The following is a 25,976-nucleotide window of genomic DNA, read 5'->3' as shown; positions in this document are numbered from 1 at the left end:
GTACAATCGATCTCTTTGCCGCAACGCTTGGAGTGCAATCTCCCGTGTCAGTTCTGCGCCTACCGCAAATGTCGGCCACGGCCGGCAAACAAACCTGGGGCAATCTGCCCGGTGCCGCCCTCAGCCTTGCCATCGCCGAGGCCGCCAGCAGTGCTGGCCGCTTCACCTTGCTGCTGACCGCCGACAGCCAGGCTGCCGACCGTCTGGAGCAGGAGCTGCGCTTCTTCGCCCCCGACCTGCCGGTGCTGCCGTTCCCGGATTGGGAAACCCTGCCCTACGACTTGTTCTCGCCGCACCAGGACATCATTTCCCAGCGTATTGCCAGCCTTTACCGGCTGCCTGAGCTGAGCCATGGCATCCTCGTCGTGCCGATTACCACCGCCCTGCACCGCCTGGCGCCGACGCGCTTCTTGCTCGGCAGCAGCCTGGTGCTGGACGTGGGCCAGACCATTGACGTGGAACAGATGCGCACGCGCCTGGAGGCCAGCGGCTACCGCTGCGTCGACACGGTCTACGAGCACGGCGAGTTCGCCGTGCGCGGGGCGTTGATCGACCTGTTCCCGATGGGCAGCAAACTGCCTTACCGCATCGACCTGTTCGATGACGAGATCGAGACCCTGCGCACCTTCGACCCGGAGACCCAGCGCTCGATCGACAAGGTCGATTCGATCCGCCTGCTGCCGGCACGCGAATTCCCCATGCAAAAGGAAGAAGTGACGCGCTTCAAGGCACGCTTTCGCGAACGATTCGACGTCGACTTCCGCCGCAGCGCGATCTTCCAGGACCTGGCCAGCGGCATCATCCCCGCGGGTATCGAGTACTACCTGCCGTTGTTCTTCGAGGAAACCTCGACCCTGTTCGACTACCTGCCGAGCGACACCCAGGTATTCTCGCTACCGGGCGTGGAGCAGGCCGCCGAGCACTTCTGGAACGATGTACGCGGGCGCTATGAAGACCGCCGCGGCGACCTGACACGCCCACTGCTGCCACCGGCTGAACTGTTCCTGCCCGTGGAAGACTGCTTCGCCCAGCTCAAGCAGTGGCCACGGGTGGTGGTCAGCCCCGACGACGTCGAGGCCGGCGCCGGTCGCGAGCGCTTCCCGGCCCGCGCCCTGCCCAACCTGGCCATCGAGGCCAAGGCCAACCAGCCGCTTGCAGCTTTATCCGAGTTCCTCGACCAGTTCGACGGCCGCGTGCTGTTTACCGCTGAATCGGCGGGCCGCCGCGAGGTGCTGCTGGAGCTGCTCGAACGCCTCAAGCTGAGGCCGCAGACGGTCGAAGGCTGGGCCGACTTCATCACCGGCAAGGAGCGCCTGGCGATCACTATCGCCCCGCTCGACGAAGGCCTGCTGCTCGAAGACCCTGGCCTGGCGCTGGTCGCCGAAAGCCCGCTGTTCGGCCAGCGCGTGATGCAACGCCGGCGCCGCGACAAACGCGGCGAGGCGGCCAACGACGCGGTCATCAAGAACCTCACCGAGCTGCGCGAAGGCGCGCCGGTGGTGCACATCGACCATGGTGTGGGCCGTTACCTGGGCCTGGCGACGCTGGAAATCGACGGCCAGGCCGCCGAGTTCCTCACCCTGGAGTACGCCGAAAACGCCAAGCTCTACGTGCCTGTGGCCAACCTGCACCTGATCGCCCGCTACACCGGCAGTGACGACGCCCTGGCGCCGCTGCACCGGTTGGGCTCGGAAGCCTGGCAGAAAGCCAAGCGCAAGGCCGCCGAACAGGTGCGCGACGTCGCCGCCGAACTGCTCGACATCTATGCCCGCCGCGCCGCGCGCAAAGGCTACGCGTTCGCCGACCCGGCCGCCGACTACGCCACCTTCAGTGCAGGCTTCCCCTTCGAGGAAACCCCCGACCAGCAGAACGCAATCGAAGCGGTACGCGCCGACATGCTCGCGGCCAAGCCGATGGACCGCCTGGTGTGCGGTGACGTTGGTTTTGGCAAGACCGAAGTGGCCATGCGCGCAGCCTTCATCGCCGTGCACAGTGGCCGCCAGGTAGCAGTGCTGGTGCCTACCACCCTGCTCGCCCAGCAGCACTACAACAGCTTCCGCGACCGCTTCGCCGACTGGCCGGTGACGGTCGAGGTGATGAGCCGCTTCAAGTCCGCCAAGGAAGTGGCCAGCGCCGCCGCGGAGCTGGCCGAAGGCAAGATCGACATCCTCATCGGCACCCACAAGCTGTTGCAGGACGATGTGCGCTTCAAGGACCTGGGCCTGGTAGTCATCGATGAAGAGCACCGTTTTGGCGTGCGCCAGAAGGAGCAGCTCAAGGCCCTGCGCAGCGAGGTGGACATCCTCACCCTGACAGCCACGCCAATTCCGCGCACCCTGAACATGGCCGTGGCCGGCATGCGCGACCTGTCGATCATCGCCACGCCGCCGGCTCGGCGCCTGTCGGTGCGCACCTTCGTCATGGAGCAGAACAACAGCACGGTCAAAGAAGCCCTGCTGCGTGAACTGTTGCGTGGCGGCCAGGTGTACTACCTGCACAACGATGTGAAGACCATCGAAAAATGCGCTGCCGACCTTGCCGAGCTGGTCCCGGAAGCGCGTATCGGCATCGGCCATGGGCAGATGCGCGAGCGCGAGCTGGAACAGGTGATGAGCGACTTCTACCACAAGCGCTTCAACGTGCTGATCGCCTCGACCATCATCGAGACCGGCATCGACGTGCCCAGTGCCAACACCATCGTCATCGAGCGCGCCGACAAGTTCGGCCTGGCCCAGTTGCACCAGCTGCGCGGCCGGGTCGGCCGTAGCCACCACCAGGCCTACGCCTACCTGCTCACCCCAGCACGGCAGAAGGTCAGCAGCGACGCCGAGAAACGCCTGGAAGCCATCGCCAACACCCAGGACCTGGGCGCAGGTTTCGTGCTGGCTACCAACGACCTGGAAATCCGCGGCGCCGGCGAGCTGCTCGGGGAAGGCCAGAGCGGGCAGATCCAGGCCGTGGGCTTCACCCTCTACATGGAAATGCTCGAGCGCGCGGTCAAGGCCATCCGCAAGGGCAGCCAGCCGAACCTGGAACAACCGCTGGGCGGCGGCCCGGAGATCAACCTGCGCCTGCCAGCGCTGATCCCCGAGGACTACCTGCCCGACGTACATGCGCGGCTCATCCTCTACAAGCGCATTGCCTCGGCGGCCGACGAGGAAGGCCTCAAGGACCTGCAGGTCGAGATGATCGACCGCTTCGGCCTGCTGCCCGAGCCGACCAAGAACCTGATCCGCCTGACCCTGCTCAAGCTGCAGGCGGAAAAGCTCGGCATCAAGAAAGTCGACGCCGGCCCCAACGGCGGCAAGCTCGAGTTCGAGGCCGAGACCCCGGTCGACCCGCTAACCCTGATCAAGCTGATCCAGGGCCAGCCCAAACGCTACAAGTTCGAGGGCGCAACCCAGTTCCGTTTCCTGGTGCCGATGGAACGCCCCGAAGAACGCTTCAACACTCTGGAGGCGCTGTTCGAGCGCCTGACCCCACAGACAGCCTAAGGAAGATCCATGCGTGCCATCCGTTGCCTGACTTTGTTGCTTGCGCTGTTCGCGCCGGCCGCCTTCGCCGAAGGCCAGTATCAGGTGGAAATGATCCTTGTGCGGCAAAACAGCGTGCCCGCCTTCACCAGCCCGTTCGCGCCAGAAGACTGGAGCGCCGGTGCGCCCCGCCTGGACAAAGGCGCCGAGCGCCCGCTAGCGCTGGAGGATGAAGCCACACGGCTGCAGGCAACCGCCGACTACACCGTCCTGCTGCACAAGGCCTGGCAGCAGCCGGTCGTCGAAGGGCCGAGCCGCATCGCCGTGAGCGCGGGCCAGGAGCAGTTCGGGCACTTCCCGATCGAGGGCAACATGAGCATCACCAACGGCCGCTTCATCGCCGTGGACGCCAACTTCTGGGTCAACCAGCTCGACAGCAACGGCAACGTGCTGCAAAGCGAGCAGTTCAAGCAGAGCAACAGCAACATGAAAGGCGGCCAGCTGACTTTCCTCGACGGTGGCCACCTGGCGATACTGCTGAAGGTCACGGCGCCGGGCACCCGCAAGATGCCGGTGATGGACCCGGAGATGATGGAGCAGTGATGTGAGCGCGGGCAATGCGCAGCAGTTGTTGAGGGCGTACCCGGCCTGGATCGATTTCATCGATGCCGGGGCGCTTGCCAGAGGGCGCAGTTATGCCGCGCAGCAGCGCAGCACAATCCTGTCGCTGCATGAAAAAAGCATCGAGTCGAGCTGTGAGGGGTCGGCGGGCCAGTCCTACCATCAAAACATCGAGCTGGTCATCAACGGCCCCGACCTGCGCGTGTTCGGCCGTTGCAGCTGCCCCGTGGGCCTCAACTGCAAGCACTGCGTCGCAACCCTGCTGCATGTGCAAAATGGCGACAGTGACCTGGACGCCCCGGTTACTCAGGAACAGGCCGCGCTCTCGCTGCCACCGGACCTGAACCAGTGGATGCAGGCGCTTGAGCGCCCCGCCCAGCCCGCCACCCGCGAGCCGGCACGCAAAGGCCCTGCCATCTACTACCGCATCCAGATGGACCGCGAGCATTGCCAGCTGGAGGCGGTCAAGGGCACCCGACAAGCCGATGGCAGCTTGAAGCTGGGCCGCATCACATCGATGCCCGAATTGATCTACTACACGCCCCGCTACGTGACCGAAGAAGATGCTCGGTTGCTGCGCCTGATCGACGCCCGCAGCAAAGGCATAGCGCCCGTGGTGCAGCTGGAAGGCAAGCAGGGCGCCGAGCTGTTCGGCTATGCCTTGGCCACCGGCCGGCTGCTGTATGCAGACGACCCAGAGCCGCTGCTGACCGGGCCGGAGCTGCACGCCGATTTCCGCTGGGTCCGGCTGGACAATGGCAGCTATCGCGGCGCCTGGTACCACAGCGAAAACGTGCAGTTGCACGCCTTGCCCATCGAGCCCATGTACTACGTAGACAAGCAGGGGCATCTGACCGGCAAGCTGCGCCACGACCTCGACCCTTTCATCGCCAGCCAACTCGCGCGCGCGCCTACCGTGCCCGAACACCTGGTCGTACCCTTGAGTCATCGATTGAACGCCTTGAACCGCCAAGTCCCCACCCCAACTGCCGTGAGCACCGAGCAGATCGAAGACATCAAGCCTAAGGGCCGACTGACCCTTGGCAGCCTCGAATTCAGCGCCTACATGCCCAAGACCGGCCGCATGCAGCGCCAGATGCAGCACCGCGCGGCGCTGGCGTTCGACTACGACGGCCTGCGCGCCAGCGGCAGCGACGACAAGCCGCTGACCCGCCTGGTCGACGCCACCAGCCAGCGTATTCGCCGCCAGCCCCAGGCCGAGCAGGCACTGCGCAAAACCCTGCGCGACCTGGGCTTCAAACCTGCCACCCGGCAGAGCAAAGCCCTGCCCGACAGCGCCGGCGAAATGCTCCAGCTCCCCGACGACGAAGCCTGGCTGCGCTTCGCCCGCGATGGCCTGCCACGCCTGCGCGAGGCCGGCTGGGAAATCGACATCCACCGCGACTTCGCCTTCAACCTGCAGGAGGTGGACGACTGGTACGCCAGCATCGACGAAGCGCCGGGCCATGAATGGTTCGACCTGGAACTGGGCATCGTCGTCGAAGGCCAGCGCCACAGCCTGTTGCCGATCGTGCTGCAGCTGCTGCGCAGCAACCCCGAGCTGCTGCGCCCCAGCGAGCTGGCCCGGCGCAGCGACGACGAGCACCTGCTGATCGACCTCAACCGTGGCCGGCAGGACAGCCCCGCACTGCGCGTCGCCCTGCCCTACGGGCGAATCAAGGCAGTCATGGGCACCCTCGGCGAGCTGTACCTGCACGAGGACAGCACCGGCCCCGCACTGCGCTTGGACCGTGCCGACGCTGCGCGCCTGAACGACATCGAACACCTGCCCCTGCACTGGGAAGGCGGCACCCATGTGCGCGACCTGGGCCGGCGCCTGCGCGATGCGCGCGACCTGCAGGTCGAACCACCCACCACGCTCAATGCCACCCTGCGCCCCTATCAGCAACAAGGCCTGAACTGGCTGCAAGCCCTGCGTGAAATGGGCACCGGCGGCATCCTTGGCGATGATATGGGCCTGGGCAAAACACTGCAGACCCTGGCCCATCTGCTGCTGGAAAAACAAAACGGTCACCTCGGCCACCCGGCCCTGGCCGTCATGCCGACCAGCCTGGTGCCCAACTGGCTTGACGAAGCCCAACGCTTCGCCCCCGACCTGCGCGTGCTGGCCCTGCATGGCCCAGGCCGCAGCAAGCATTTCGCCAAACTGCACGAATACGACCTGGTGCTGACCACCTACGCCCTGGTGCCGCGCGACCTCGAACACCTGCGCACGCAGCCGTGGAGCGTACTGGTGCTGGACGAGGCGCAGAACATCAAAAGCAGCACCAGCAAGGCCGCCCTTGCCGTCTGCGAGCTGCAGGCCAACCAGCGCCTGTGCCTGACCGGCACGCCGATGGAAAACAACCTCGGCGAGCTGTGGTCGATCTTTCATTTCCTCATGCCCGGCTGGCTGGGTGAAGTCAAACGCTTCAACCAGGACTACCGCACACCGATCGAGCGCCATGGCGATGCCGAGCGCCTGTCACACCTGGTTACCCGCATTCGCCCGTTCCTGCTGCGCCGCACCAAGGAACAAGTTGCCACCGAGCTGCCACCCAAGACCGAAGTGGTCCACTGGGTCGAACTCAGCGATGCCCAGCGCGACACCTACGAAGCCGTGCGGGTGGCCATGGACAAGAAGGTGCGTGACGAAATTGCCCGCAATGGCGCGTCGCGCAGCCAGATCGTGATCCTCGATGCCTTGCTCAAGCTACGCCAGGTGTGCTGCGACTTGCGCCTGGTAAAAGGGGTGGAAACCAAGGGCAATCAGGCCGACAAAGGCAAGCTCGGCGCGTTGCTGGAAATGCTCGAAGAGCTGCTCAGCGAAGGCCGCCGGGTACTGTTGTTCTCCCAGTTCACCTCGATGCTGGCGCTGATCGAGCAGGAGCTGGAAAAGCGCAAGATCCGTTACAGCCTGCTCACCGGTGACACCCGTGACCGGCGCACGCCGGTGCAACAGTTCCAGCGGGGCGACAGTGAAGTGTTCTTGATCAGCCTCAAGGCCGGCGGCGTGGGGCTGAACCTGACGGCGGCCGATACGGTGATCCACTTCGACCCGTGGTGGAACCCGGCCAGCGAGAACCAGGCTACCGACCGCGCCTACCGTATCGGGCAGGACAAACCGGTGTTCGTGTTCAAACTGATCACGCGGGGCACGGTGGAAGAGAAGATTCAGCAGCTGCAGCAGGAAAAGGCCGCGCTGGCGGCAAGCCTGCTCGACGGTGGCGAGGCTGGGCAGTGGCGGCTGGGGGATGAGGAGATCGAGGCGCTATTTGCCCCGCTGCCAGGAAAGCGCAGCCGCTAGCAGTCAGTTGCGGCCTCTTCGCGGGACAAGCCCGCCAAGAGGCCGACACGGTCAATCGACCAACTGCGCCTCGCGCAATGCCCCCAGCGCCTCCAGCCAGCGCGGCTGCTGGCGGTAATCGGTACGGGCAAAACCCTGGCCACGCATCCGCGCAATCCGCGGCGATGGTTTGACTTTCAACCGCTGCGCCGCTTTCAAGGCCAGCTCTGCCGCGGCCCGGTCGTTACACACCAGGCCCATGTCGCAACCCGCACTCAGCGCCGCCTCGATGCGATTGGCCGCATCACCGACCACATGCGCACCGGCCATGGACAGGTCATCACTGAAGATCACCCCGTCAAAGCCCAGCTCGCCGCGCAGGATGTCCTGCAGCCAGCGGCGAGAGAAGCCGGCCGGCTGGTTGTCGATTTGGGGATAGATGACGTGCGCCGGCATCACCGCTGCCAGCTGGCCACTGAGGCGGGTGAAGGGCACCAGGTCTGCCTGGCGCAGCTGCTCGAGGCTGCGCTCGTCGGTGGGGATGGCAACGTGCGAATCCGCCTCGGCCCAACCATGCCCCGGGAAATGTTTGCCACAGGCCGCCATGCCCGCCGCGTTCATGCCGCGAATGAAGGCACCGGCCAGTTGCGTGGCACGCAGCGGGTCGCCCTCGAAGGCGCGGCTGCCGACTACGGCGCTACGCTGGTGATCGAGGTCGAGCACCGGGGCAAAGCTCAGGTCCAGGCCCACCGCCAATACTTCGGTAGCCATCAACCAACCACACTGCTCGGCCAGGTACTCGGCATTGGCGTTATCGGCGATGGCGCGCATTGCCGGCAGCCGCACGAAGCCTTGGCGCAGGCGCTGCACCCGCCCGCCCTCCTGGTCGACGGCCAGTATGAGGTCAGGGCGAATGGCGCGGATGGACGTGCACAGCTCACGCACCTGGCGCGGGCTTTCGATGTTGCGGGCAAAGATGATCAGGCCGGCCACTTCTGGCTGGCGCAGGAGCTGGCGGTCTTCGGCGGTCAGCCATTTACCGGCGATATCCACCATCAGTGAGCCTTGCAGGCTGACGGTCATAGGCAATCCTTCATTGCAGACTTAAAGAAGCCCACTGGGGGCATGCGGCCTCGTCGATGCGCACCGGGCAATGCGCCGGAACACGCTCGAACAGGCCAAGCAGATCGGTGTTGCGCAAGCGTATGCAGCCATGGGACAGCGGTACACCCAAGGGTTCCGTGTCAGGCGTGCCATGTAGGTAGATATAGCGACGGAACGTATCCACCGCACCCAGGCGATTGATACCTGGCTCGCAGCCACTGAGCCAGAGGATGCGGGTGAGGATCCAGTCACGCCCGGGGTACTGCCCATGCAGCTCAGGCGACCAGACCTCACCGGTCCAGCGCCGCCCGCGCAGCACGGCATTGAGGGGCAAGCCGGCGCCAATCTTCGCGCGCACCTGGTGCAGACCGCGTGGCGTGCAGCCGGAACCTTTGCGTTCACCGGCCCCCTTGCGCGCCGTGGACACGCCCAAGCGCACACGCAGCTGCCCACGGGCAAAGCCATAGAGGCGCTGGTCGGCGAGGGAAATATGCAATAAATCGAGGTCGGGCATGGGCGCTAGCTTAGCCGAAGCGCCCTGCCCCGCACAGCCTTCAGGCCTTGGCGGTGGTGCTGGTCTTGCTGCGGGGGCGCAGTTGGGCCGCGGCCATGGCGTCATCGGTAACACCGGTGTCGGCACGCATGCCGGCAGCCAGGAACGGCACCATCAGGCGCATGACCTGCTCGATGGAGGTGTTGATACCAAAATCGGTCTCGGCAATGGCGCGCAGCGCCTTGATACCGGACATGCTGAATGCCGCCGCACCGAGCATGAAATGCACACGCCAGAACAGTTCGAGCGGCGGAATGCGCGGCGCGGCTTCGTTGACCAGCAGCATGTAGCGACGGAACACCTTGCCGTACATGTCTTCAAGGTAACGACGCAAGTGCCCCTGGCTCTGGCTGAAGGCCAGGCCCAGCAGGCGCATGAAGATCGACAGGTCATTGTTGCTGCGCGGCTGCACCACCAGCGCCTGCTCAACGAGCATTTCCAGCAGCTCTTCGAGGCTTGGCTTCTGTTCCGGCTTGGCCTGACGACGCTCCAGCTCACGCTCGAGACTGGCGCAGAACGGCCCGAGGAAGCGCGAGAATACCGCCTGGATCAGGGCTTTCTTGGAGCCGAAATGATAATTGACCGCCGCCAGGTTGACCCCAGCCTTGCTGGTAATCAGCCGCAACGAGGTTTCCGCAAACCCTCTTTCCGCGAACAGCTGCTCGGCAGCATCGAGAATGCGTTCAACGGTTTCAGATTGGGCCATGACCACTCCGCCAGACAGACAAACAAACAGGTGTTTGAAACATACGTTTCAGCCCTGCCGATGTCAAGGTCGGTGACTGTCCGGTCGCCATTTAATCACAGCTTCGGCTGACGCGCTGCACGCCAGCAATCACGCCGTGCCCAGGCTTTTATAAAGGCGCTGCCCGGTTTTTCTCGGCGCCGGGTGCTTGCAGTGGGCCACCCACTGTATATAATCCCAGTCACTGTATAAAAAGACAGAGCGCCCGCCATGTTGAAACTGACGCCACGCCAAGCCGAAATCCTGGCCTTCATCAAACGTTGCCTCGAAGACAACGGCTTCCCGCCGACGCGCGCGGAGATCGCTCAGGAGCTGGGCTTCAAGTCGCCCAACGCCGCCGAGGAGCACCTCAAGGCCCTCGCCCGCAAAGGCGCGATCGAAATGACCCCGGGGGCTTCCCGTGGTATCCGCATCCCCGGCGTCGAAGCCAAGCCTGAAGAAAGCGGCCTGCCGATCATTGGCCGTGTCGCGGCCGGTGCACCGATCCTCGCCGAGCAGCACATCGAGCAATCCTGCAACATTAACCCGACCTTCTTCCACCCTCCTGCCGACTACTTGCTACGCGTACACGGCATGAGCATGAAGGATGTCGGCATCTTCGACGGTGATCTGCTGGCCGTGCACACGTGCCGCGAGGCCCGCAACGGCCAGATCGTGGTGGCCCGTATCGGCGATGAAGTGACCGTCAAACGCTTCAAGCGCGAGGGCAGCAAGGTCTGGCTGATCGCAGAAAACCCCGAGTTCGCCCCCATCGAAGTCGACCTGAAAGATCAGGAACTGGTGATCGAGGGTTTGAGTGTCGGCGTCATTCGCCGTTGATCCAGGAGGCGTCATGCAGCAGTTCGTCCAAGCACAACAGCAGGTCCAGCTTCCACTGTTCGAAGCATTCCTTGCACAACCGGTACTGCCGGGCCTGAAGGCCAGCGAGCAGGCTCGCAAGCGCAGCCAACCGAACCTGTTCAGTGAACTGTCCCTGCGTGGCGCCCCCGAGCATTGCCAGAGCCTGCTGGCTCCCGTACTGCGCGAATTGAGCGAAGAGCAAGAGGCGCGCTGGCTGACGCTCATTGCGCCACCCGCCAGCTTGACCCAGGCCTGGCTACGCGATGCCGGCCTCAATCGCGAACGCATTCTGCTGCTGCATCCAGGCGGTAACCAGAGCGCACTGCAACTGGCCTGTGAAGCCTTGCGCCTGGGCCACAGCCACACGGTGGTCAGCTGGCTTGGCAGCGTCAATGCCACTGCACGGCAACAACTTTTACGCGCCGCCAGTGCCGGAAACGCACAAAGCCTGAACATCCGCCTCGGCTGATGATCAGGCTTTGCCTGCGAATCGAGTAAAGACGGGGTATCAGTGAAGCACGCGCGGCCCTTCGTCGCGCTCCAGTTCGCCATCTATGAGGCGACCTGCCATTTGCACACCGACACTCAGCATGGCCTTGGCCACTTCAACATGTTGACCCTGCAGGAACACCTTGGCGTCTTCCGAGAAATCCAGGGTTACCAGGGAACCTTCGTCCTCGGCGCGACGCAGCTCGATTCGGCCATCAGGCAACTCGACAATTTCCAGAAAAGACGTAGACATAAAGGGCTGTTCTCCGCGAAAGGCCAGTATTGTACCAGCCACTGCGGCTATCAGCACTCACTCAACGCGTCACGGAATCGTCTCACCAAGCCTTTAAGGTTCTCGCGCCAGCTCTCCAGCTCTTCCCGCGACAGCTCAGGCTGCTCAGGTTCGTCGAGATTGACGGCCTGGATCAGGGGTTGAGTAACATCGGTTTTTGCAGATTTTTTCGCGACCGGTGGTCGGAACAAATCGGCATAAGCGCTCAGCAGTTGCGCCACCCAGGTCTCCCGTTGCCTGGCCAGTTCCAACAATTCCGCCACCTCTGGGATCGCAATGCCATTGAGCGCATCGTCAGCCAGCGCCTGCTCGACACCGGCTGCAATCGGCAGGCGGTAGAAACCACCAATCTCGTGACACAACCCCAGCAACGCGCCATACAGATGAAACAGCGCCGATTCGCGCTCAGCCTGGACCAGGCCCTGGGCGTTCATGGCTTGGCTGTCGGCAGCCTTGGCCATGGATTCGAGCGCGAGGCCAGCGAAGAAGAGTTTCTGGTTGGTACGGGTGTAGAGTTCCTGGGCCATCTCGAGTGCCCTCCCTAAAGGCTGCAAGGCGAATACCACCAGTTTCAGGGATCAGCGACAGCTTGTCACCCATGAAAAAATGGGGCCGCAATCAGCGGCCCCATTTACAGTGCTGAAGGATCAGCGCTTGTCTTCCACCTTCCAGGTATTGCCGTCGTAGAACGCCTTCCAGCCGGTCGGCTTGCCATCGACCTCGGACTGCACGTACTGCTCCTTGGTCTTGCGGCTGTAACGGATCACCGCCGGGCGACCTTCTGGGTCTTTCTGCGGCGCTTCGCACAGGAAGTGGTACTTCGGATCGATCTCATGCTTGTGCGGCACGATCTCCAGCACCAAGGGCGCACGGGTCTCGCGATTCTTCGGGAACTGGCTTGCAGCCAGGAACAGCCCCGAGGCACCGTCACGCAGCACGTAGGTGTCGTCGACCTTCTCACACTTGAGCTCGGGCATGTCCACCTTGTCCATCTTCGGCGGCGCCGCCTCACCGCTCTTGAGCAGCTTGCGGGTGTTCTTGCACGCAGGGTTGGTGCAACCGAAGAATTTACCGAAACGGCCGGTCTTGAGCTGCATCTCGCTGCCGCACTTGTCGCACTCCAGGCTCGGCCCTTCGTAACCCTTGATGCGGTAGCTGCCCTCTTCGATCTCGTAGCCGACGCAATCCGGGTTGTTACCGCAGATATGCAGCTTGTGCTTCTCGTCGAGCAGGTAGGCGTCCATCGCCGTGGCGCAGATCGGGCAGCGATGCTTGCCCAGCAGCACGCGTGACTCTGACTCACCCTCGTCATCCGCAGCGATTTCATCGCCCGGCACCAGGTTGACGGTGGCTTTGCAGCGCTCTTTCGGCGGCAGGCTGTAGCCCGAGCAACCGAGGAACACGCCGGTGGAGGCGGTGCGGATCATCATCGGCCGGCCACATTCCTTGCACGGAATGTTGGTCATGGTCGGCTGGTTGGCACGCATGCCGTTTTCGGCCGACTCGGCAGTCTGCAGCTTCTTGCTGAAATCGCCGTAGAACTCGTCCAGTACGTTTTTCCAGTCACGCTCGCCCTGCGCCACGTCGTCGAGGTTCTCCTCCATGCCGGCGGTGAACCCGTAGTCCATCAGGTTGGCGAAGCTTTCCGACAGGCGCTCGGTGACGATGTCGCCCATCTTCTCGGAGTAGAAACGGCGGTTGTGCAGCGTCACATAGCCGCGATCCTGGATGGTGGAAATGATCGCCGCATAGGTAGACGGGCGGCCAATACCGCGCTTTTCCATTTCCTTGACCAGGCTGGCTTCGGTGAAGCGCGCCGGTGGCTTGGTGAAATGCTGACTGGGGTCGATCTGGATCAGCTTGAGTGCTTCACCTTGGACCATTTCCGGCAGCACGTCGTCTTCGCCCGGCTTGCTTACCTGAGGCAGCACGCGGGTGTAACCGTCGAACTTGAGGATGCGGCCCTTGGCACGCAGTTCGAAGTCGCCTGCCGCCACGGTGACGCTGGTGGACAGGTACTGGGCCGGCGGCATCTGGCAGGCAAGGAACTGGCGCCAGATCAGCTCGTACAGGCGCTCGGCATCACGCTCCATGCCGTTGAGCTTGGTCGGGTGGGTGTTGACGTCGGAAGGACGAATCGCTTCGTGCGCTTCCTGGGCGCCTTCCTTGCTGCCGTACACCAGCGGCGTTTCCGGCAGGTATTGCTTACCGAACTCGCTTTCGATGTAGCTGCGCGCCATCTCCACAGCGTCAGTCGACAGGTTGGTCGAGTCGGTACGCATATAAGTGATGTAGCCCGCTTCGTACAAGCGCTGGGCCATCATCATGGTCTTCTTCACACCGAAGCCCAGGCGGTTGCTCGCAGCCTGCTGCAAGGTGGACGTGATGAACGGGGCCGACGGCTTGCTGCTGGTCGGGCGGTCTTCACGCTTGAGCACGGTGTAGCTGGAAGCCTTGAGCTTCTCCAGCGCGGCCATGGCCTGGGCTTCGTTGAGCGGCTTGAAGGCTTCACCCTTCTCGCGCGCCACTTCGAAACGCACCTTGGCGTTCTTGGCCGTGCCAAGGTCGGCGTGCACTTCCCAGTACTCTTCCGGGATGAAGGCGCGGATTTCGCGCTCACGCTCGACCACCAGCTTCACAGCCACCGACTGCACACGCCCGGCCGATAGGCCGCGGGCGATCTTGGCCCACAGCAGCGGCGAAACCATGTAGCCCACCACGCGGTCGAGGAAGCGCCGCGCCTGCTGGGCGTTGACGCGGTCGATGTCCAGCTCGCCAGGCTGCGAGAACGCCTCCTGGATGGCCTTCTTGGTGATTTCGTTGAACACCACGCGCTTGTAGCGGGTGTCGTCGCCGCCGATGGCCTCGCGCAGGTGCCAGGCGATGGCTTCCCCCTCGCGGTCCAAGTCGGTTGCGAGATAGATGGTGTCGGCATCCTTGGCCAGGCGGCGAAGCTCTTCGATCACCTTTTCCTTGCCGGGCAGGATCTCGTACTTGGCCTTCCAGCCGTGATCCGGGTCGACGCCCATGCGCGCCACCAGCTGGCGACGGGCCTTTTCTTTGGGTGACAGGGCCGGAGCCTCACCCGCAGCCTTGCCCCGCTTGGCAGCCGGCTCTTTGCTGGCGCTGGCCGAACCGCTGGTGGGGAGGTCACGGATGTGGCCGATACTCGACTTCACCACGTACTGGTTGCCCAGGTACTTGTTGATGGTCTTGGCCTTGGCCGGGGATTCCACAATGACCAGCGATTTGCCCATGGATCGGAGTATTCCTGAATCTGAAGATGAAAAACGCGTCAGGTGCCGGACGCGGCACCGCTATATATAGTGGCGAAACAGTGAGGTCAAGCGCGGTCGATCATTCGTGCGCCTTGCCAAGCAGCTCGGGCAACCCCACTTCAGCCTTGACCAAAGCAAAGCGTGGCACCTGCTCGCCGTCAACCTCGACGGACTCTTGGAACATGGAAAGGGGTCGTACCCAGAAGCTGTAATCACCATACAGGCATTGGTAGAAGACCATCCACTCTTCGCTCTCGGAATGCCGCGCGACACTGAAGACACGGTACTCAGGCCCTTTGTAATGCCGGTATACGCCTGGTTGTATCTGCATGTCGCCTTCCCTCTTGAAACAAATTCTGTAAAAAACAAAAACCGGGGCACAGGGCCCCGGCTGCTGCCTTGCAACGCGATCAGACGCGTTCGAAGACCGTGGTGATGCCCTGGCCGAGGCCGACACACATGGTAGCGACACCCAGGGTACCGCCATTCTGCTTCATGACGTTGAGCAGGGTGCCGGAAATCCGTGCCCCGGAGCAACCGAACGGGTGGCCCAGAGCAATGGCGCCGCCGTGCAGGTTAACCTTCTCATCCATCTTGTCGAGCACTTTTAGATCTTTGAGCACGGGCAGGGCCTGTGCGGCAAAGGCTTCGTTGAGCTCGAAGTAGTCGATGTCAGCGATGGTCAACCCCGCGCGCTTGAGGGCTTTCTGGGTCGACGGCACCGGGCCGTAACCCATGATTGCCGGGTCCACGCCGGCAACCGCCATGGAACGGATCACCGCCAATGGCTGGATGCCGAGGTCCATGGCACGCTGCCCGGACATGACGATCATGCACGAAGCGCCATCGGTAATCTGCGACGAAGTACCGGCCGTGACAGTACCACCCTTGGGGTTGAACGCAGGCTTGAGCGATGCCAGGCCTTCGAGGGTGGTTTCCGGGCGAATGGTCTCGTCGTAGTCGAAGACCTTCAGGAAGCCGTTCTCGTCGTAGCCCTGCATCGGGATGATCTCATCTTTAAACTTGCCTTCGAGCGTCGCCTTGTGGGCGAGCTGGTGCGAACGCAGGCCGAACAGGTCTTGCTGCTCACGGGTGATGCCGTGCATCTTGCCAAGCATCTCGGCAGTCAGGCCCATCATCCCGGAAGCCTTGGCGGCGTGCAAGGACAGGTGCGGGTTGGGGTCGACACCATGCATCATGCTGACGTGGCCCATGTGCTCTACACCACCGATCACGAATACATCGCCGTTGCCGGTCATGATCGCCTGGGCAGCGGTGTGCAAGGCGCTCATCGACGAGCCACACAGGCGGCTGACGGTTTGCGCGGCTGCGGTATGCGGGATCTGGGTCATCAGCGAGGCCATACGGGCAATGTTCCAGCCCTGTTCCAGGGTCTGGTTGACGCAGCCCCAGATCACGTCCTCGACTTCCTTCGGGTCGACCTTGTCGTTGCGCTCGAGCAGCTTGCTGATCAGGTGCGCCGACATGTCTTCGGCACGGGTGTTGCGGTGCATGCCACCCTTGGAGCGGCCCATCGGCGTGCGACCGAAGTCGACAATCACCACGTCTCTTGGATTCAGGCTCATATCAATATTCTCGCTCTAACTCGTTGACCGCTCAGTTGAAGAAGCGCTGGCCATTCTTGGCCATTTCGCGCAGCTTCGCAGTCGGGTGGTACAGCGGCCCCAGGTCAGCGTACTGGTCGGCCAGGGCGACGAATTCAGCCACACCGATGGAATCGATGTAACGCAGTGCACCACCACGGAATGGAGGGAAACCAATGCCGTAGACCAGACCCATGTCTGCTTCGGCGGCAGTTTCAACGATGCCGTCTTCCAGGCAGCGCACGGTCTCCAGGCACAGCGGGACCATCATCCAGTTGATGATGTCTTCATCGGTCACTTCACGCTGCTCGAAGACGATCGGCTTGAGCACGTCGAGCACGGCGGCGTCGAAGACTTTCTTCGGTTTGCCACGCTTGTCGGTCTCGTAGGCGTAGAACCCCTTGCCGTTCTTCTGGCCCAGGCGGTTAGCCTCGTAGAGAGCGTCGACGGCGGAGCGGCGGTCGTCCTTCATGCGGTCCGGGAAGCCTTCAGCCATCACGTCGCGGCCGTGGTGGCCGGTGTCGATACCGACCACGTCCATCAGGTAGGCCGGGCCCATCGGCCAGCCGAACTTTTCCATGACCTTGTCGATGCGCACGAAGTCAACGCCGGCGCTGACCAGTTTGGCGAAGCCACCGAAGTACGGGAACAGCACGCGGTTGACCAAAAAGCCTGGGCAATCGTTGACCACGATCGGGTTCTTGCCCATTTTCTTGGCGTAGGCCACGGTGGTGGCGACTGCCACTTCACTGGACTTCTCGCCACGGATGACTTCCACCAGCGGCATCATGTGCACCGGGTTGAAGAAGTGCATGCCGACGAAGTTTTCCGGACGCTTGAGCGCTTTTGCCAACAGGTTGATGGAGATGGTCGACGTGTTGGAGGCGAGGATCGCGTCCTCTTTCACCTGGCCTTCCACTTCCGCCAGCACAGCCTGTTTGACTTTCGGGTTCTCGACCACGGCTTCGACGACGATGTCGACATTGGCGAAATCACCGTAGGACAAGGTCGGGCGAATGGCGTTGAGTGCCTCGGCCATTTTCGCCGGGGTCAGGCGGCCTTTTTCGACGCGGTTGCCGAGCAACTTGGAGGCCTCGTTCAGGCCCAGTTGGATAGCGTCCTCACGGATGTCCTTCATCAGGATCGGCGTGCCCTTGACCGCCGACTGGTAGGCGATACCGCCCCCCATGATACCGGCGCCGAGCACGGCAGCCTGCTTCACGTCACGCGCGATTTCGTCGTGGGCCTTGGCCTTGCGCTTGAGTTCCTGATCATTCAGGAACAGGCCGATCAGGCTTTCGGCAACCGAGGTCTTGGCCAGCTTTGCAAAGCCTGCGGCTTCGACTTCCAGGGCCTTGTCACGGCCGAAGTTGGCGGCCTTCTGGATGCTCTTGATGGCTTCGACCGGGGCCGGGTAGTTCGGGCCCGCCTGGCCTGCGACGAAGCCCTTGGCGGTCTCGAAGGCCATCATCTGTTCGATGGCGTTGAGCTTGAGCTTTTCCAGCTTGGGCTGGCGCTTGGCCTTGTAGTCCAGTTCGCCACTGATGGCGCGCTTGATCAGGTCGAGGGCACCGGCCTGGAGCAGCTCAGGGGCAACCACAGCATCGACGGCGCCGACTTTCAGGGCATCTTCAGCGCGGTTTTCCTTGCCGGCGGCAATCCACTCGATGGCGTTGTCCGAGCCGATCAGGCGCGGCAGGCGCACGGTACCGCCAAAGCCTGGGTAGATACCCAGCTTGACTTCCGGCAGGCCGATCTTGGCCGTGCTGGACATGACCCGGTAGTCGGCCGCCAGGCACATTTCCAGGCCGCCGCCCAGGGCAATGCCGTTGATAGCGGCAACGGTCGGCACTTCGAGGTCTTCGAAGGCGTTGAAGATGCGGTTGGCTTCCAGGTTGCCGGCAACCAGCTCGGCCTCGGGCAGCTTGAAGTTGTCGACGAACTCGGTGATGTCGGCGCCGACGATGAACACGTCCTTGCCACTGCTGACGATCACACCTTTCACCGAGGCGTCGGCCTTGATGGCGTCGACGGCCTGGCGCAGCTCGTCCAGGGTCAGGCGATTGAACTTGTTGACGGACTCACCCTTGAGGTCGAACTTCAGTTCGACGATGCCGCTTTCAAGAGCCTTAACCGTGATGGCTTTACCTTCGTAAATCATCAACTGATCTCCACGATATGGAAGCTGAACTGTACACGCCGATCGCTGGTGGAAAAGCAGCCATTGGCTGCCCTTGCCCAGGCACACCCGTCAGCGCGCTAGTCGGGATCATGAACGAGCGGTGTGACATACAAACGCTCAATTCATACGCCCGTTTGATTTGGGTATGCACACATTCTCCGAAATGGTCGGCGTTGTCAAATGCTCGCAAGCACGTTGAAAATGCGACTTTCCGGTCATTTTGTAGAGGCTGGGTGCAAATCATGATGACAGTGATCTCTGATCATTCATGTCAGCGATTGACCACAATTAACGCCTGAGGCTGCATTTTTTTCATGCACGGCACCCGCCAATGGCTACACTGCGACTGGCTTCAAGAAATTCCCGGCCTGCCTGGCCTTTTCTGCGCAGCAGAAACGACAAAGCGGCAACTGGCACCTACCCCCGCCTGGGGTGCTGCCACGTTGCCGCTTTGTCGTTAGTGAGGGGTTAAGCGAGGGCGTCGAAGGCGTGGGCAATATCCTGCAACACAGATTTATCGCCACGCTCGCTCCAGTACAGCGCGAGCATGCGCTTGTCGGCCTCGACCTTGTAGACGCTTGCCGGCAGCCGGGCGAACACCTCGTTCAGGCGCGGCTCATCGCACGCTTCGCGCCACTGGTTCCACCACACCCCTGGGCTGACTTGCCAGTAGCACCAGCTGTCCTCATGCCCCTTGCGGCGCCCGCGATGATACTGCGGGCATGGGCTCGGCGGCTCCTGCGCCAGCCAGTGCGGCCACTGCTGCGGCGCCAGTTGCATGGCCAAACCCATGCGCCGCGCTTCCAGGCGCAAGCTCATCTGCTCACCTTGTTTACGCGACTGGCGCAACCAAGCGAACGGACTGAGAATCACTGCCAGGATTGACACCACCAGCAATACCGTCATATCTGTAGACCCCATAAAGCGTTGCAAATGAGCGGGTTACTCGGTTTCACGGAAGACCCGCCCGAAAGCGACCATACTTCTACTATCGCGATTGTCAGGAGTACAGCTCATGCCCTACGAACATCTTCTGGTCGCCGTCGACCTTACCGAAGAGTGCGACCCGGTGATCAAACGTGCCATGAAGCTCGCCGAGCCCACAGGCGCCAAGGTCTCGCTGGTGCATATCGTCGAACCCATGGCCATGGCCTTCGGTGGTGACGTGCCGATGGACCTGTCGCAACTGCAACAGCAGCAGTTCGACCAGGCCAAGGAGCGGATGGATCGCCTGTTCAACAAGTACCCTGAGATCAACCGTGGCGATTCGCACCTGACCTACGGCCAGCCGCGCCAGGAAATCCACCAGCTGGCCAAGGACCAGAAGTGCGACCTGATCGTAGTCGGTAGCCATGGCCGGCATGGCCTGGCGTTGCTGCTGGGCTCTACCGCCAATGACGTTCTGCATGGCGCACCATGCGATGTACTGGCGGTGCGTTTGCAGAAGAAGGAGTGATCTAGCCTCTACCGGCTTCTTCGCGGGGCAAGCCAGCGAAGAAGCCGGTAGAGGCTAGAAGCTGATCAGCCTTCCAGCTCGGCCCAGCGCTCTACCAGGGCATCCAGCTCGCCCTGCATCAGTTCAAGCTTTGCCAGCACCGCTGAGGTTTCCTCGATCGGCCGCTGATAGAAGTTGGGAGCATTGACCTCTTCCTGAGCGGCTGCCATGCGCTGTTCGACTGCGTCGATCTGCCCAGGCAACATCTCCAGCTCACGCTGCAGCTTGTAGCTGAGTTTCTTCTTCGAGGCGTCGGCCACGGCTGCTACGGGCGCGGGTGCTGCTTGCACTTCCTGTTTCTCGACCACCGCACTGTTGAGTTCGGACTTGCCACCCTTGCTCTCGGTCACGCCCAGCAGGCGCGGCGAGCCGCCCTGGCGGATCCAGTCCTCATAGCCACCGACGTACTCGCGCACCTTGCCCTCGCCTTCGAACACCAGGGTGCTGGTGACGACGTTGTCGAGGAAGGCCCGGTCGTGGCTGACCATCAGCACGGTGCCCTTGTAGTTGGACAGCACTTCTTCCAGCAGCTCGAGGGTTTCAACGTCGAGGTCGTTGGTCGGTTCGTCCAGTACCAGCAAGTTGGCCGGCTTGCTGAACAGCTTGGCCAGCAGCAAGCGCGCACGCTCACCACCCGACAGCGCCTTGACCGGCGTGCGGGCACGCTGCGGGCTGAACAGGAAATCGCCCAGGTAGCTGAGCACGTGGCGGTTCTGCCCGTCGATCTCGATGAAATCGCGGCCTTCGGCCAGGTTGTCGATCACCGTCTTTTCCAGCTCGAGCTGGTGGCGCATCTGGTCGAAGTAGGCCACCTCCAGCTTGGTGCCGCGCTCGACCTTGCCCGAGGTGGGCTCCAGGTCGCCGAGCATCAGCTTGAGCAAGGTGGTCTTGCCGGTACCGTTGGCACCCAGCAGGCCAATACGGTCCTGACGCTGCAGGACCATGGAGAACTCCTTGACCAGCATCGGCCCCTCAGGGTGACGGAAGCTGACGCCCTCCAGCACCATGACCTGCTTGCCGGACTTGTCTGCCGCTTCGATCTGGATGTTCGCCTTACCCTGACGCTCGCGGCGCTCACCGCGCTCTACGCGCAGCGCCTTGAGGGCACGTACACGCCCTTCGTTACGGGTGCGACGGGCCTTGATGCCCTGACGGATCCACACCTCTTCCTGGGCAAGACGCTTGTCGAAGAGTGCGTTGGCGGTCTCTTCAGCGGCCAGCGCGGCCTCTTTGTGCACCAGGAAGCTGGCGTAGTCGCCGTTCCAGTCGATCAGCCCACCGCGGTCCAGTTCAAGGATACGCGTGGCCAGGTTCTGCAGGAAGGAACGGTCGTGGGTAATGAACAGCACCGCGCCGTTGAAGCCGCGCAGCGCCTCTTCGAGCCAGGCGATGGCACCGATGTCCAGGTGGTTGGTCGGCTCGTCGAGCAGCAGCAGGTCGGGTTCAGACACCAGCGCCTGGGCCAGCAGCACGCGGCGGCGCCAGCCACCGGACAGCTCGGCCAGGGTCTTGTCGGCGGGCAGCTGCAGGCGGCTCAGGGTGCTTTCCACCACCTGCTGCAGGCGCCAGCCGTCACGGGCTTCGAGCTCGTGCTGGACGTGCATGAGCTTGTCCAGGTCGTCGTCGCCCTGGATGTTCTGGCTGAGGTGGTGGAATTGCGCGAGCAACTCGCCAACGCCGTCCAGGCCTGCGGCCACCACGTCGAACACCGTGCGCTCGTCGGCCACCGGCAACTCCTGCGGCAGCTCGCCGATCTTCAGGCCGGGGGCACGCCAGATCTCGCCGTCGTCGCCTTTTTGCTCGCCTTTGACCAGGCGCAGCATGCTCGACTTGCCAGTACCGTTACGGCCGATGATGCACACCCGCTCGCCACGAGCGATCTGCCAGGACACTTTGTCCAGCAGCGGCATCGCGCCGAATGCGAGGGACACATCGCTGAATTTGAGCAGGGTCATGTTTGTCTCCAGAAAGCGGGCGCGCATTCTACCTGAGTTGGCCCAATCCAGCATTAAGTTGCCCACGCTGCCAGGGCATTGCGACATCCGGTCGAACTTAACGCCTTGATACAAGCTCAGTGCTTTCACCCGCTGCCGGCAAACGGCTAAGCTAAGGCGATAGCTTCCAACCGTGCTGGCTTCGCCGTCACTTTCCCATGGTTCAACTGCCCGGACGTATCATGCGCAGCCGCCTGTTACAGATTGCCTCCTGCCTGCTGCTTACCGCCGCCACCGCCAGCGCGGCGCAGGCCATCGACCTTTCACAGCAACGCCAGTACTACGACGAGGCCAAGCGTGCGCTGGCCAAGGGCGACAAAGGCCCGTACCTGCGTTATTCCCAGGTCTTGCGTGACTACCCGCTGACGCCTTACCTGGCCTACGACGAACTCACCGCACGCTTGAAAAGCGCCAGCAACGAGGAAATCGAAGGCTTCCTGGCCAAGCACGGCGACCTGCCCCAGGCCAACTGGATGAAACTGCGCTGGTTGCGCTGGCTCGCCGAGCGCGGCGAGTGGAATACGTTCGCCAAGTATTACGACCCCAAGCTCAACTTCACCGAACTGGACTGCCTGAACGGCCAGTACCAGCTGAGTCACGGCCAACGCGCCGAAGGCTACGCCAGCGCCGAAAAATTGTGGAACGTCGGCAAGTCGCAACCCGCGGCCTGCGACACCCTGTTCGGCATGTGGGCCGCCGAAGGCCAACTGACCGAGGCCAAACGCTGGAACCGCGCCAAGCTGGCCGCCCAGGCGCGCAACTATGCCCTGGCCAACAACCTGGTCAATTCGCTGACCACCCTTGGCCCGCAAGGCCGCCTGCTGGTCGACGTGGCGCAAAAACCCGAACTGCTCAACCAGCCGTCGCGCTTCACCCCGGTCAACGAAGCCATGTCCGACGTGGTCAGCCTCGGCCTGCGCCGCCTGGCTCGGCAAGACCCGGAGCGCGCCATGGCGCTGCTCGACGATTACGCCCAGCGCATGCATTTCTCCCGTGACGAGAAAGTCGCCATCGCCCGCGAAATCGGCCTGACCCTTGCCCGCCGCTATGACCCGCGGGCCCTCGATCTGATGACCCGCTACGACCCGGAGCTGCGCGACAACACCGTCAGTGAATGGCGCATGCGCCTGCTGCTGCGCCTGGGTCGTTGGGAAGACGCTTACGAGCTGACCAAGCGTCTGCCGCAGGACCTGGCCAGCAGCAACCGCTGGAAGTACTGGCAGGCGCGCAGCCTGGAACTGGCCCAACCGAACAACCCGCAGGTCCCGCTGCTGTACAAGAACGTGGCCCGCGAGCGTGATTTCTATGGCTTCCTCGCCGCTGACCGGGCGCAAACGCCCTACCAGCTGAACAACCGGCCGCTGGTGCTGAGCCCCCAGCTGGTCAACAAGGTGCGCAATACCCCCGGCGTCCAGCGTGCCCTTGAATTCCATGCCCGCGGCCAGATTGTCGAAGGCCGCCGCGAGTGGTACCACGTCAGCCGCCACTTCAGCCGCGACGAAATGGTCGCCCAGGCGCGCCTGGCCTATGATCTGCGCTGGTACTTCCCGGCCATTCGCACCATCAGCCAGGCACAGTACTGGGACGACCTGGACATCCGCTTCCCGATGGCCCACCGCGACACGCTGGTGCGTGAGGCCAAGGTGCGCGGGCTGCATTCAAGCTGGGTGTTCGCCATCACCCGCCAGGAAAGTGCGTTCATGGAAGATGCGCGCTCCAGTGTGGGTGCCAGCGGCCTGATGCAGCTGATGCCGGCCACCGCCAAGGAAACCGCGCGCAAGTTCAGTATTCCGCTGGCGTCGCCGCAGCAGGTATTCAACCCGGACAAGAATATCCAGCTGGGCGCGGCTTACCTCAGCCAGGTGCACAGCCAGTTCAACGGCAACCGGGTACTGGCTTCGGCGGCGTACAACGCCGGCCCCGGGCGGGTACGCCAGTGGCTCAAGGGCGCCAAGCACCTGAGTTTTGATGTATGGGTGGAGTCGATCCCGTTCGACGAGACACGCCAGTACGTCCAGAACGTGCTGTCGTATTCCGTGATCTACGGGCAGAAGCTCAACTCGCCGCAGCCGCTGGTAGATTGGCACGAGCGGTATTTCGACGATATGTAAAACATGTCATGGCCTCTTCGCGGGACAAGCCCGCCAAGAGGCCATGACTGACAAGCACTACTCCAGCACTTCGACGTCCATCCCCACCTCAACCTGACCGCTGCCATCTGCCGCCAGGTTCTGCCCGAACAGCACATCCCCCTCCTTTTCGCGGAAGGTCTTCAGCGTGGTCAACGGCTCGCGGTCCAGGCTGCGCTCCCCGGTCGATGGGTCCAGCGTGGTGAAGATGCAGCGCACGCTGGGCTTGAGCACACGAAACTCCATCTCGCCAATGCGAATCCGCTTCCAGCCATCCTCGGCAAACGGCGCTGCGCCCTGCACCACCAGGTTCGGGCGAAAACGCAGCATCTCCATGGGCCGGCCAATGCGCCGGTTCAGCTCATCCAGCGAGCCTTGCCCAATCAGCAGTAACGGAAAACCATCGGGAAACGCCGCTCGATCACTGTTCAAGCCATAACCGCTGGGCAGATAGCGCGCCCGGTGTTCCGGGCAATGCACAAGACGCACCGGCTTGCCGAGCGCCTGCGACAGCCAGGCTGCCGCCTCATCGCCGGCATCCGGCACACGCAGTGTGTCACGCCAGATGGTCACGCCACGCAGCTCATCGTCCGCAGAGGGCAGCGCCACTCGCAAAGGCGGCTGCCCCGGGACCTCCAGCAGTAACCTGCCCGCCTGGTCATCAGTGGCCTTGAGCTGGCCGAGCTGCGGCCAGGCACGCTGGGTAAGAAAGCGGCCGTTCTCTTCCTCGACGACCATCCAGCGTCGGTCACCCAGCAACCCCAGGCGCCCCACCGGCGAAGCCTGCAGGCGTTGCGCCTGCCCCGACTTCACCGGGTACCGATACAACTCACTCAGAAACATCCCTGCCTGCCTCGTGCCATGCCAAAACCCCAGCTTATACCCGGCAGGCGCAGGGATCACGCAGTGGTTGCATCCAGCAGCAGGCGTTGCTTGACCACATCGACCAGGCGATCAGGCTGGAACTTGGAAAGGAAATTGTCGCAGCCGACCTTCTTGACCATGGATTCGTTGAAGCTGCCCGACAGCGAAGTGTGCAACACCACGTACAGCTTGCGCAGGCGAGCATCGCTGCGGATTTCTGTGGTCAACCGGTACCCGTCCATCTCGGGCATTTCCGCGTCAGTGAACACCATCAGCAGTTTTTCGCACACATCCTCGCCCGAATCGGCCCAGCCCTTGAGCATGCGCAAGGCCTTCAGGCCGTCGCTGGCCACGTGCATTTTCACCCCCAGCTGCGACAGGGTGTCACGCAGTTGCGCCAGGGCCACGCTGGAGTCGTCCACCAGCAGCACCTCACGGCCACGGGCGCGAGCCAGCACCGGGTCGGCGAGCTTGTCGTTGGAGACCCTGGCGTTGTAGGGCACGATCTCTGCCAGTACTTTTTCCACGTCGATCACTTCCACCAGCTTTTCGTCGACCTTGGTGATGGCGGTGAGGTAGTGCTGGCGGCCGGCGCTGGTAGGCGGCGGCATGATGGCTTCCCAGTTCATGTTGACGATGCGATCGACCCCCCCCACCAGGAACGCCTGCACCGAGCGGTTGTATTCGGTAACGATGATCGTACTGTCAGGCCCAGGCGTCAGCGGCCGCATGCCGATCGCCTGGGACAGGTCGATCACCGGCAAGGTCTGCCCGCGCAGGTTGACCACGCCACAGACGAAGGCGTGGCGCTGCGGCATCAAGGTCAGTTTGGGCAGCTGCAGCACCTCCTGCACCTTGAACACGTTGATTGCGAACAGCTGACGGCCCGCCAGGCGAAACATCAGGATTTCCAGGCGGTTCTCACCCACCAGTTGCGTGCGTTGGTCTACCGTGTCGAGAATGCCAGCCATTGGAAAAACCTCGGGGTCGAGTCGAAAAAGGTGAATTGATACACGCTATATCGGCG

General features: G+C 62.9%; 20 protein-coding genes. 7 read left to right on the top strand and 13 right to left on the bottom strand.

Annotated features, from left to right (window positions below):
* Positions 1–44 precede the first annotated feature (44 nt).
* The 3 genes from mfd to ACIPIJ_RS06160 are packed head-to-tail and all read left to right on the top strand — an operon-like array spanning position 45 to position 7,401.
* A complete protein-coding gene (mfd, locus tag ACIPIJ_RS06170; RefSeq protein WP_401073859.1) occupies positions 45–3,494 on the top strand; it encodes a transcription-repair coupling factor in 3,450 nt (1,149 codons plus the stop codon).
* A 9-nt stretch (positions 3,495–3,503) separates the two neighbouring features.
* Positions 3,504–4,076, top strand: a complete 573-nt coding sequence (locus tag ACIPIJ_RS06165) for a CsiV family protein (RefSeq protein ID WP_401073857.1) — start codon at positions 3,504–3,506, stop codon at positions 4,074–4,076.
* A gap of 1 nt (position 4,077) precedes the next feature.
* Positions 4,078–7,401 (top strand): SNF2-related protein, encoded by a 3,324-nt coding sequence (locus tag ACIPIJ_RS06160; RefSeq protein ID WP_401073854.1) that lies wholly within the window; start codon positions 4,078–4,080, stop codon positions 7,399–7,401.
* Between the two features lie 51 nt (positions 7,402–7,452).
* On the opposite strand, the gene nagZ is transcribed toward ACIPIJ_RS06160, so the two are convergent.
* From nagZ to ACIPIJ_RS06145, 3 genes are read right to left on the bottom strand one after another with little or no spacing between them, the layout of a single operon-like run.
* On the bottom strand, positions 7,453–8,451 hold the full coding sequence (gene nagZ / locus ACIPIJ_RS06155; protein WP_401075694.1) for a beta-N-acetylhexosaminidase: 999 nt from the start codon (positions 8,449–8,451) through the stop codon (positions 7,453–7,455).
* 22 nt (positions 8,452–8,473) lie between these two features.
* The gene (locus ACIPIJ_RS06150) at positions 8,474–8,998 is read right to left on the bottom strand and encodes a L,D-transpeptidase family protein (protein ID WP_401073851.1); all 525 of its coding nucleotides are present in this window, start codon (positions 8,996–8,998) and stop codon (positions 8,474–8,476) included.
* A gap of 40 nt (positions 8,999–9,038) precedes the next feature.
* Entirely contained in the window at positions 9,039–9,743 is a 705-nt protein-coding gene (locus tag ACIPIJ_RS06145) for a TetR/AcrR family transcriptional regulator (protein WP_401073848.1), read from the bottom strand.
* Between the two features lie 249 nt (positions 9,744–9,992).
* Here ACIPIJ_RS06145 and lexA point away from each other — a divergent pair, with 249 nt between their 5' ends.
* Together lexA and sulA are read left to right on the top strand one after the other, a co-directional pair.
* Positions 9,993–10,601 carry a transcriptional repressor LexA gene (gene lexA, locus ACIPIJ_RS06140; protein WP_401073845.1) on the top strand — a complete coding sequence of 203 codons (609 nt, stop codon included), beginning with the start codon at positions 9,993–9,995 and terminating at the stop codon, positions 10,599–10,601.
* 13 nt (positions 10,602–10,614) lie between these two features.
* Positions 10,615–11,091, top strand: a complete 477-nt coding sequence (gene sulA, locus ACIPIJ_RS06135; RefSeq protein WP_401073843.1) for an SOS-induced cell division inhibitor SulA — start codon at positions 10,615–10,617, stop codon at positions 11,089–11,091.
* A 39-nt stretch (positions 11,092–11,130) separates the two neighbouring features.
* Here the strand turns inward: sulA and ACIPIJ_RS06130 are convergent, their stop codons facing one another.
* The 7 genes from ACIPIJ_RS06130 to ACIPIJ_RS06100 form a co-directional block, all read right to left on the bottom strand.
* Positions 11,131–11,364 carry a hypothetical protein gene (locus tag ACIPIJ_RS06130; RefSeq protein ID WP_401073840.1) on the bottom strand — a complete coding sequence of 78 codons (234 nt, stop codon included), beginning with the start codon at positions 11,362–11,364 and terminating at the stop codon, positions 11,131–11,133.
* Positions 11,365–11,414: 50 nt separating this feature from the next.
* Positions 11,415–11,930 (bottom strand): DUF6586 family protein, encoded by a 516-nt coding sequence (locus tag ACIPIJ_RS06125; protein WP_401073837.1) that lies wholly within the window; start codon positions 11,928–11,930, stop codon positions 11,415–11,417.
* Positions 11,931–12,050: 120 nt separating this feature from the next.
* The gene (gene topA, locus ACIPIJ_RS06120; protein WP_401073834.1) at positions 12,051–14,660 is read right to left on the bottom strand and encodes a type I DNA topoisomerase; all 2,610 of its coding nucleotides are present in this window, start codon (positions 14,658–14,660) and stop codon (positions 12,051–12,053) included.
* Positions 14,661–14,760: 100 nt separating this feature from the next.
* A complete protein-coding gene (locus tag ACIPIJ_RS06115) occupies positions 14,761–15,012 on the bottom strand; it encodes a DUF1653 domain-containing protein (RefSeq protein ID WP_401073832.1) in 252 nt (83 codons plus the stop codon).
* 79 nt (positions 15,013–15,091) lie between these two features.
* Positions 15,092–16,267 carry an acetyl-CoA C-acyltransferase FadA gene (gene fadA, locus ACIPIJ_RS06110; protein ID WP_401073829.1) on the bottom strand — a complete coding sequence of 392 codons (1,176 nt, stop codon included), beginning with the start codon at positions 16,265–16,267 and terminating at the stop codon, positions 15,092–15,094.
* A 31-nt stretch (positions 16,268–16,298) separates the two neighbouring features.
* Positions 16,299–18,446 carry a fatty acid oxidation complex subunit alpha FadB gene (gene fadB / locus ACIPIJ_RS06105; protein ID WP_401073827.1) on the bottom strand — a complete coding sequence of 716 codons (2,148 nt, stop codon included), beginning with the start codon at positions 18,444–18,446 and terminating at the stop codon, positions 16,299–16,301.
* 489 nt (positions 18,447–18,935) lie between these two features.
* Positions 18,936–19,373, bottom strand: a complete 438-nt coding sequence (locus tag ACIPIJ_RS06100) for a hypothetical protein (protein WP_401073824.1) — start codon at positions 19,371–19,373, stop codon at positions 18,936–18,938.
* 109 nt (positions 19,374–19,482) lie between these two features.
* Here ACIPIJ_RS06100 and ACIPIJ_RS06095 point away from each other — a divergent pair, with 109 nt between their 5' ends.
* Positions 19,483–19,923, top strand: coding sequence for a universal stress protein (locus ACIPIJ_RS06095; RefSeq protein ID WP_346613837.1), 441 nt, complete (start codon positions 19,483–19,485; stop codon positions 19,921–19,923).
* Positions 19,924–19,988: 65 nt separating this feature from the next.
* Here ACIPIJ_RS06095 and ACIPIJ_RS06090 read toward each other — a convergent pair whose 3' ends face one another.
* Entirely contained in the window at positions 19,989–21,917 is a 1,929-nt protein-coding gene (locus ACIPIJ_RS06090; protein WP_401073822.1) for an ATP-binding cassette domain-containing protein, read from the bottom strand.
* Between the two features lie 221 nt (positions 21,918–22,138).
* On the opposite strand from ACIPIJ_RS06090, the gene ACIPIJ_RS06085 reads away from it, so the two are divergent.
* On the top strand, positions 22,139–24,067 hold the full coding sequence (locus tag ACIPIJ_RS06085; protein WP_401073820.1) for a transglycosylase SLT domain-containing protein: 1,929 nt from the start codon (positions 22,139–22,141) through the stop codon (positions 24,065–24,067).
* A gap of 57 nt (positions 24,068–24,124) precedes the next feature.
* Here the strand turns inward: ACIPIJ_RS06085 and ACIPIJ_RS06080 are convergent, their stop codons facing one another.
* Together ACIPIJ_RS06080 and ACIPIJ_RS06075 are read right to left on the bottom strand one after the other, a co-directional pair.
* Positions 24,125–24,928, bottom strand: a complete 804-nt coding sequence (locus ACIPIJ_RS06080) for an MOSC domain-containing protein (protein ID WP_401073817.1) — start codon at positions 24,926–24,928, stop codon at positions 24,125–24,127.
* A 56-nt stretch (positions 24,929–24,984) separates the two neighbouring features.
* Positions 24,985–25,920 carry a chemotaxis protein CheV gene (locus ACIPIJ_RS06075; protein WP_401073814.1) on the bottom strand — a complete coding sequence of 312 codons (936 nt, stop codon included), beginning with the start codon at positions 25,918–25,920 and terminating at the stop codon, positions 24,985–24,987.
* Positions 25,921–25,976 lie beyond the last annotated feature (56 nt).

It is taken from the genome of Pseudomonas sp. NPDC087185 (assembly GCF_044744955.1).
GTDB lineage: Bacteria > Pseudomonadota > Gammaproteobacteria > Pseudomonadales > Pseudomonadaceae > Aquipseudomonas.
Note: the sequence above shows the minus strand (reverse complement) of the source record. Positions and strands in the feature narration are given on the sequence as shown.

What these genes read in the sequence shown, in the direction of transcription:
- ACIPIJ_RS06165 (WP_401073857.1), top strand. Translation starts at nt 3,504, where the DNA reads ATGCGTGCCATCCGTTGCCTGACTTTGTTGCTTGCGCTGTTCGCGCCG.
- ACIPIJ_RS06150 (WP_401073851.1), bottom strand. Translation starts at nt 8,998, where the DNA reads ATGCCCGACCTCGATTTATTGCATATTTCCCTCGCCGACCAGCGCCTC.
- ACIPIJ_RS06145 (WP_401073848.1), bottom strand. Translation starts at nt 9,743, where the DNA reads ATGGCCCAATCTGAAACCGTTGAACGCATTCTCGATGCTGCCGAGCAG.
- lexA (WP_401073845.1), top strand. Translation starts at nt 9,993, where the DNA reads ATGTTGAAACTGACGCCACGCCAAGCCGAAATCCTGGCCTTCATCAAA.
- sulA (WP_401073843.1), top strand. Translation starts at nt 10,615, where the DNA reads ATGCAGCAGTTCGTCCAAGCACAACAGCAGGTCCAGCTTCCACTGTTC.
- ACIPIJ_RS06130 (WP_401073840.1), bottom strand. Translation starts at nt 11,364, where the DNA reads ATGTCTACGTCTTTTCTGGAAATTGTCGAGTTGCCTGATGGCCGAATC.
- ACIPIJ_RS06125 (WP_401073837.1), bottom strand. Translation starts at nt 11,930, where the DNA reads ATGGCCCAGGAACTCTACACCCGTACCAACCAGAAACTCTTCTTCGCT.
- topA (WP_401073834.1), bottom strand. Translation starts at nt 14,660, where the DNA reads ATGGGCAAATCGCTGGTCATTGTGGAATCCCCGGCCAAGGCCAAGACC.
- ACIPIJ_RS06115 (WP_401073832.1), bottom strand. Translation starts at nt 15,012, where the DNA reads ATGCAGATACAACCAGGCGTATACCGGCATTACAAAGGGCCTGAGTAC.
- fadA (WP_401073829.1), bottom strand. Translation starts at nt 16,267, where the DNA reads ATGAGCCTGAATCCAAGAGACGTGGTGATTGTCGACTTCGGTCGCACG.
- fadB (WP_401073827.1), bottom strand. Translation starts at nt 18,446, where the DNA reads ATGATTTACGAAGGTAAAGCCATCACGGTTAAGGCTCTTGAAAGCGGC.
- ACIPIJ_RS06100 (WP_401073824.1), bottom strand. Translation starts at nt 19,373, where the DNA reads ATGACGGTATTGCTGGTGGTGTCAATCCTGGCAGTGATTCTCAGTCCG.
- ACIPIJ_RS06095 (WP_346613837.1), top strand. Translation starts at nt 19,483, where the DNA reads ATGCCCTACGAACATCTTCTGGTCGCCGTCGACCTTACCGAAGAGTGC.
- ACIPIJ_RS06090 (WP_401073822.1), bottom strand. Translation starts at nt 21,917, where the DNA reads ATGACCCTGCTCAAATTCAGCGATGTGTCCCTCGCATTCGGCGCGATG.
- ACIPIJ_RS06085 (WP_401073820.1), top strand. Translation starts at nt 22,139, where the DNA reads ATGCGCAGCCGCCTGTTACAGATTGCCTCCTGCCTGCTGCTTACCGCC.
- ACIPIJ_RS06080 (WP_401073817.1), bottom strand. Translation starts at nt 24,928, where the DNA reads ATGTTTCTGAGTGAGTTGTATCGGTACCCGGTGAAGTCGGGGCAGGCG.
- ACIPIJ_RS06075 (WP_401073814.1), bottom strand. Translation starts at nt 25,920, where the DNA reads ATGGCTGGCATTCTCGACACGGTAGACCAACGCACGCAACTGGTGGGT.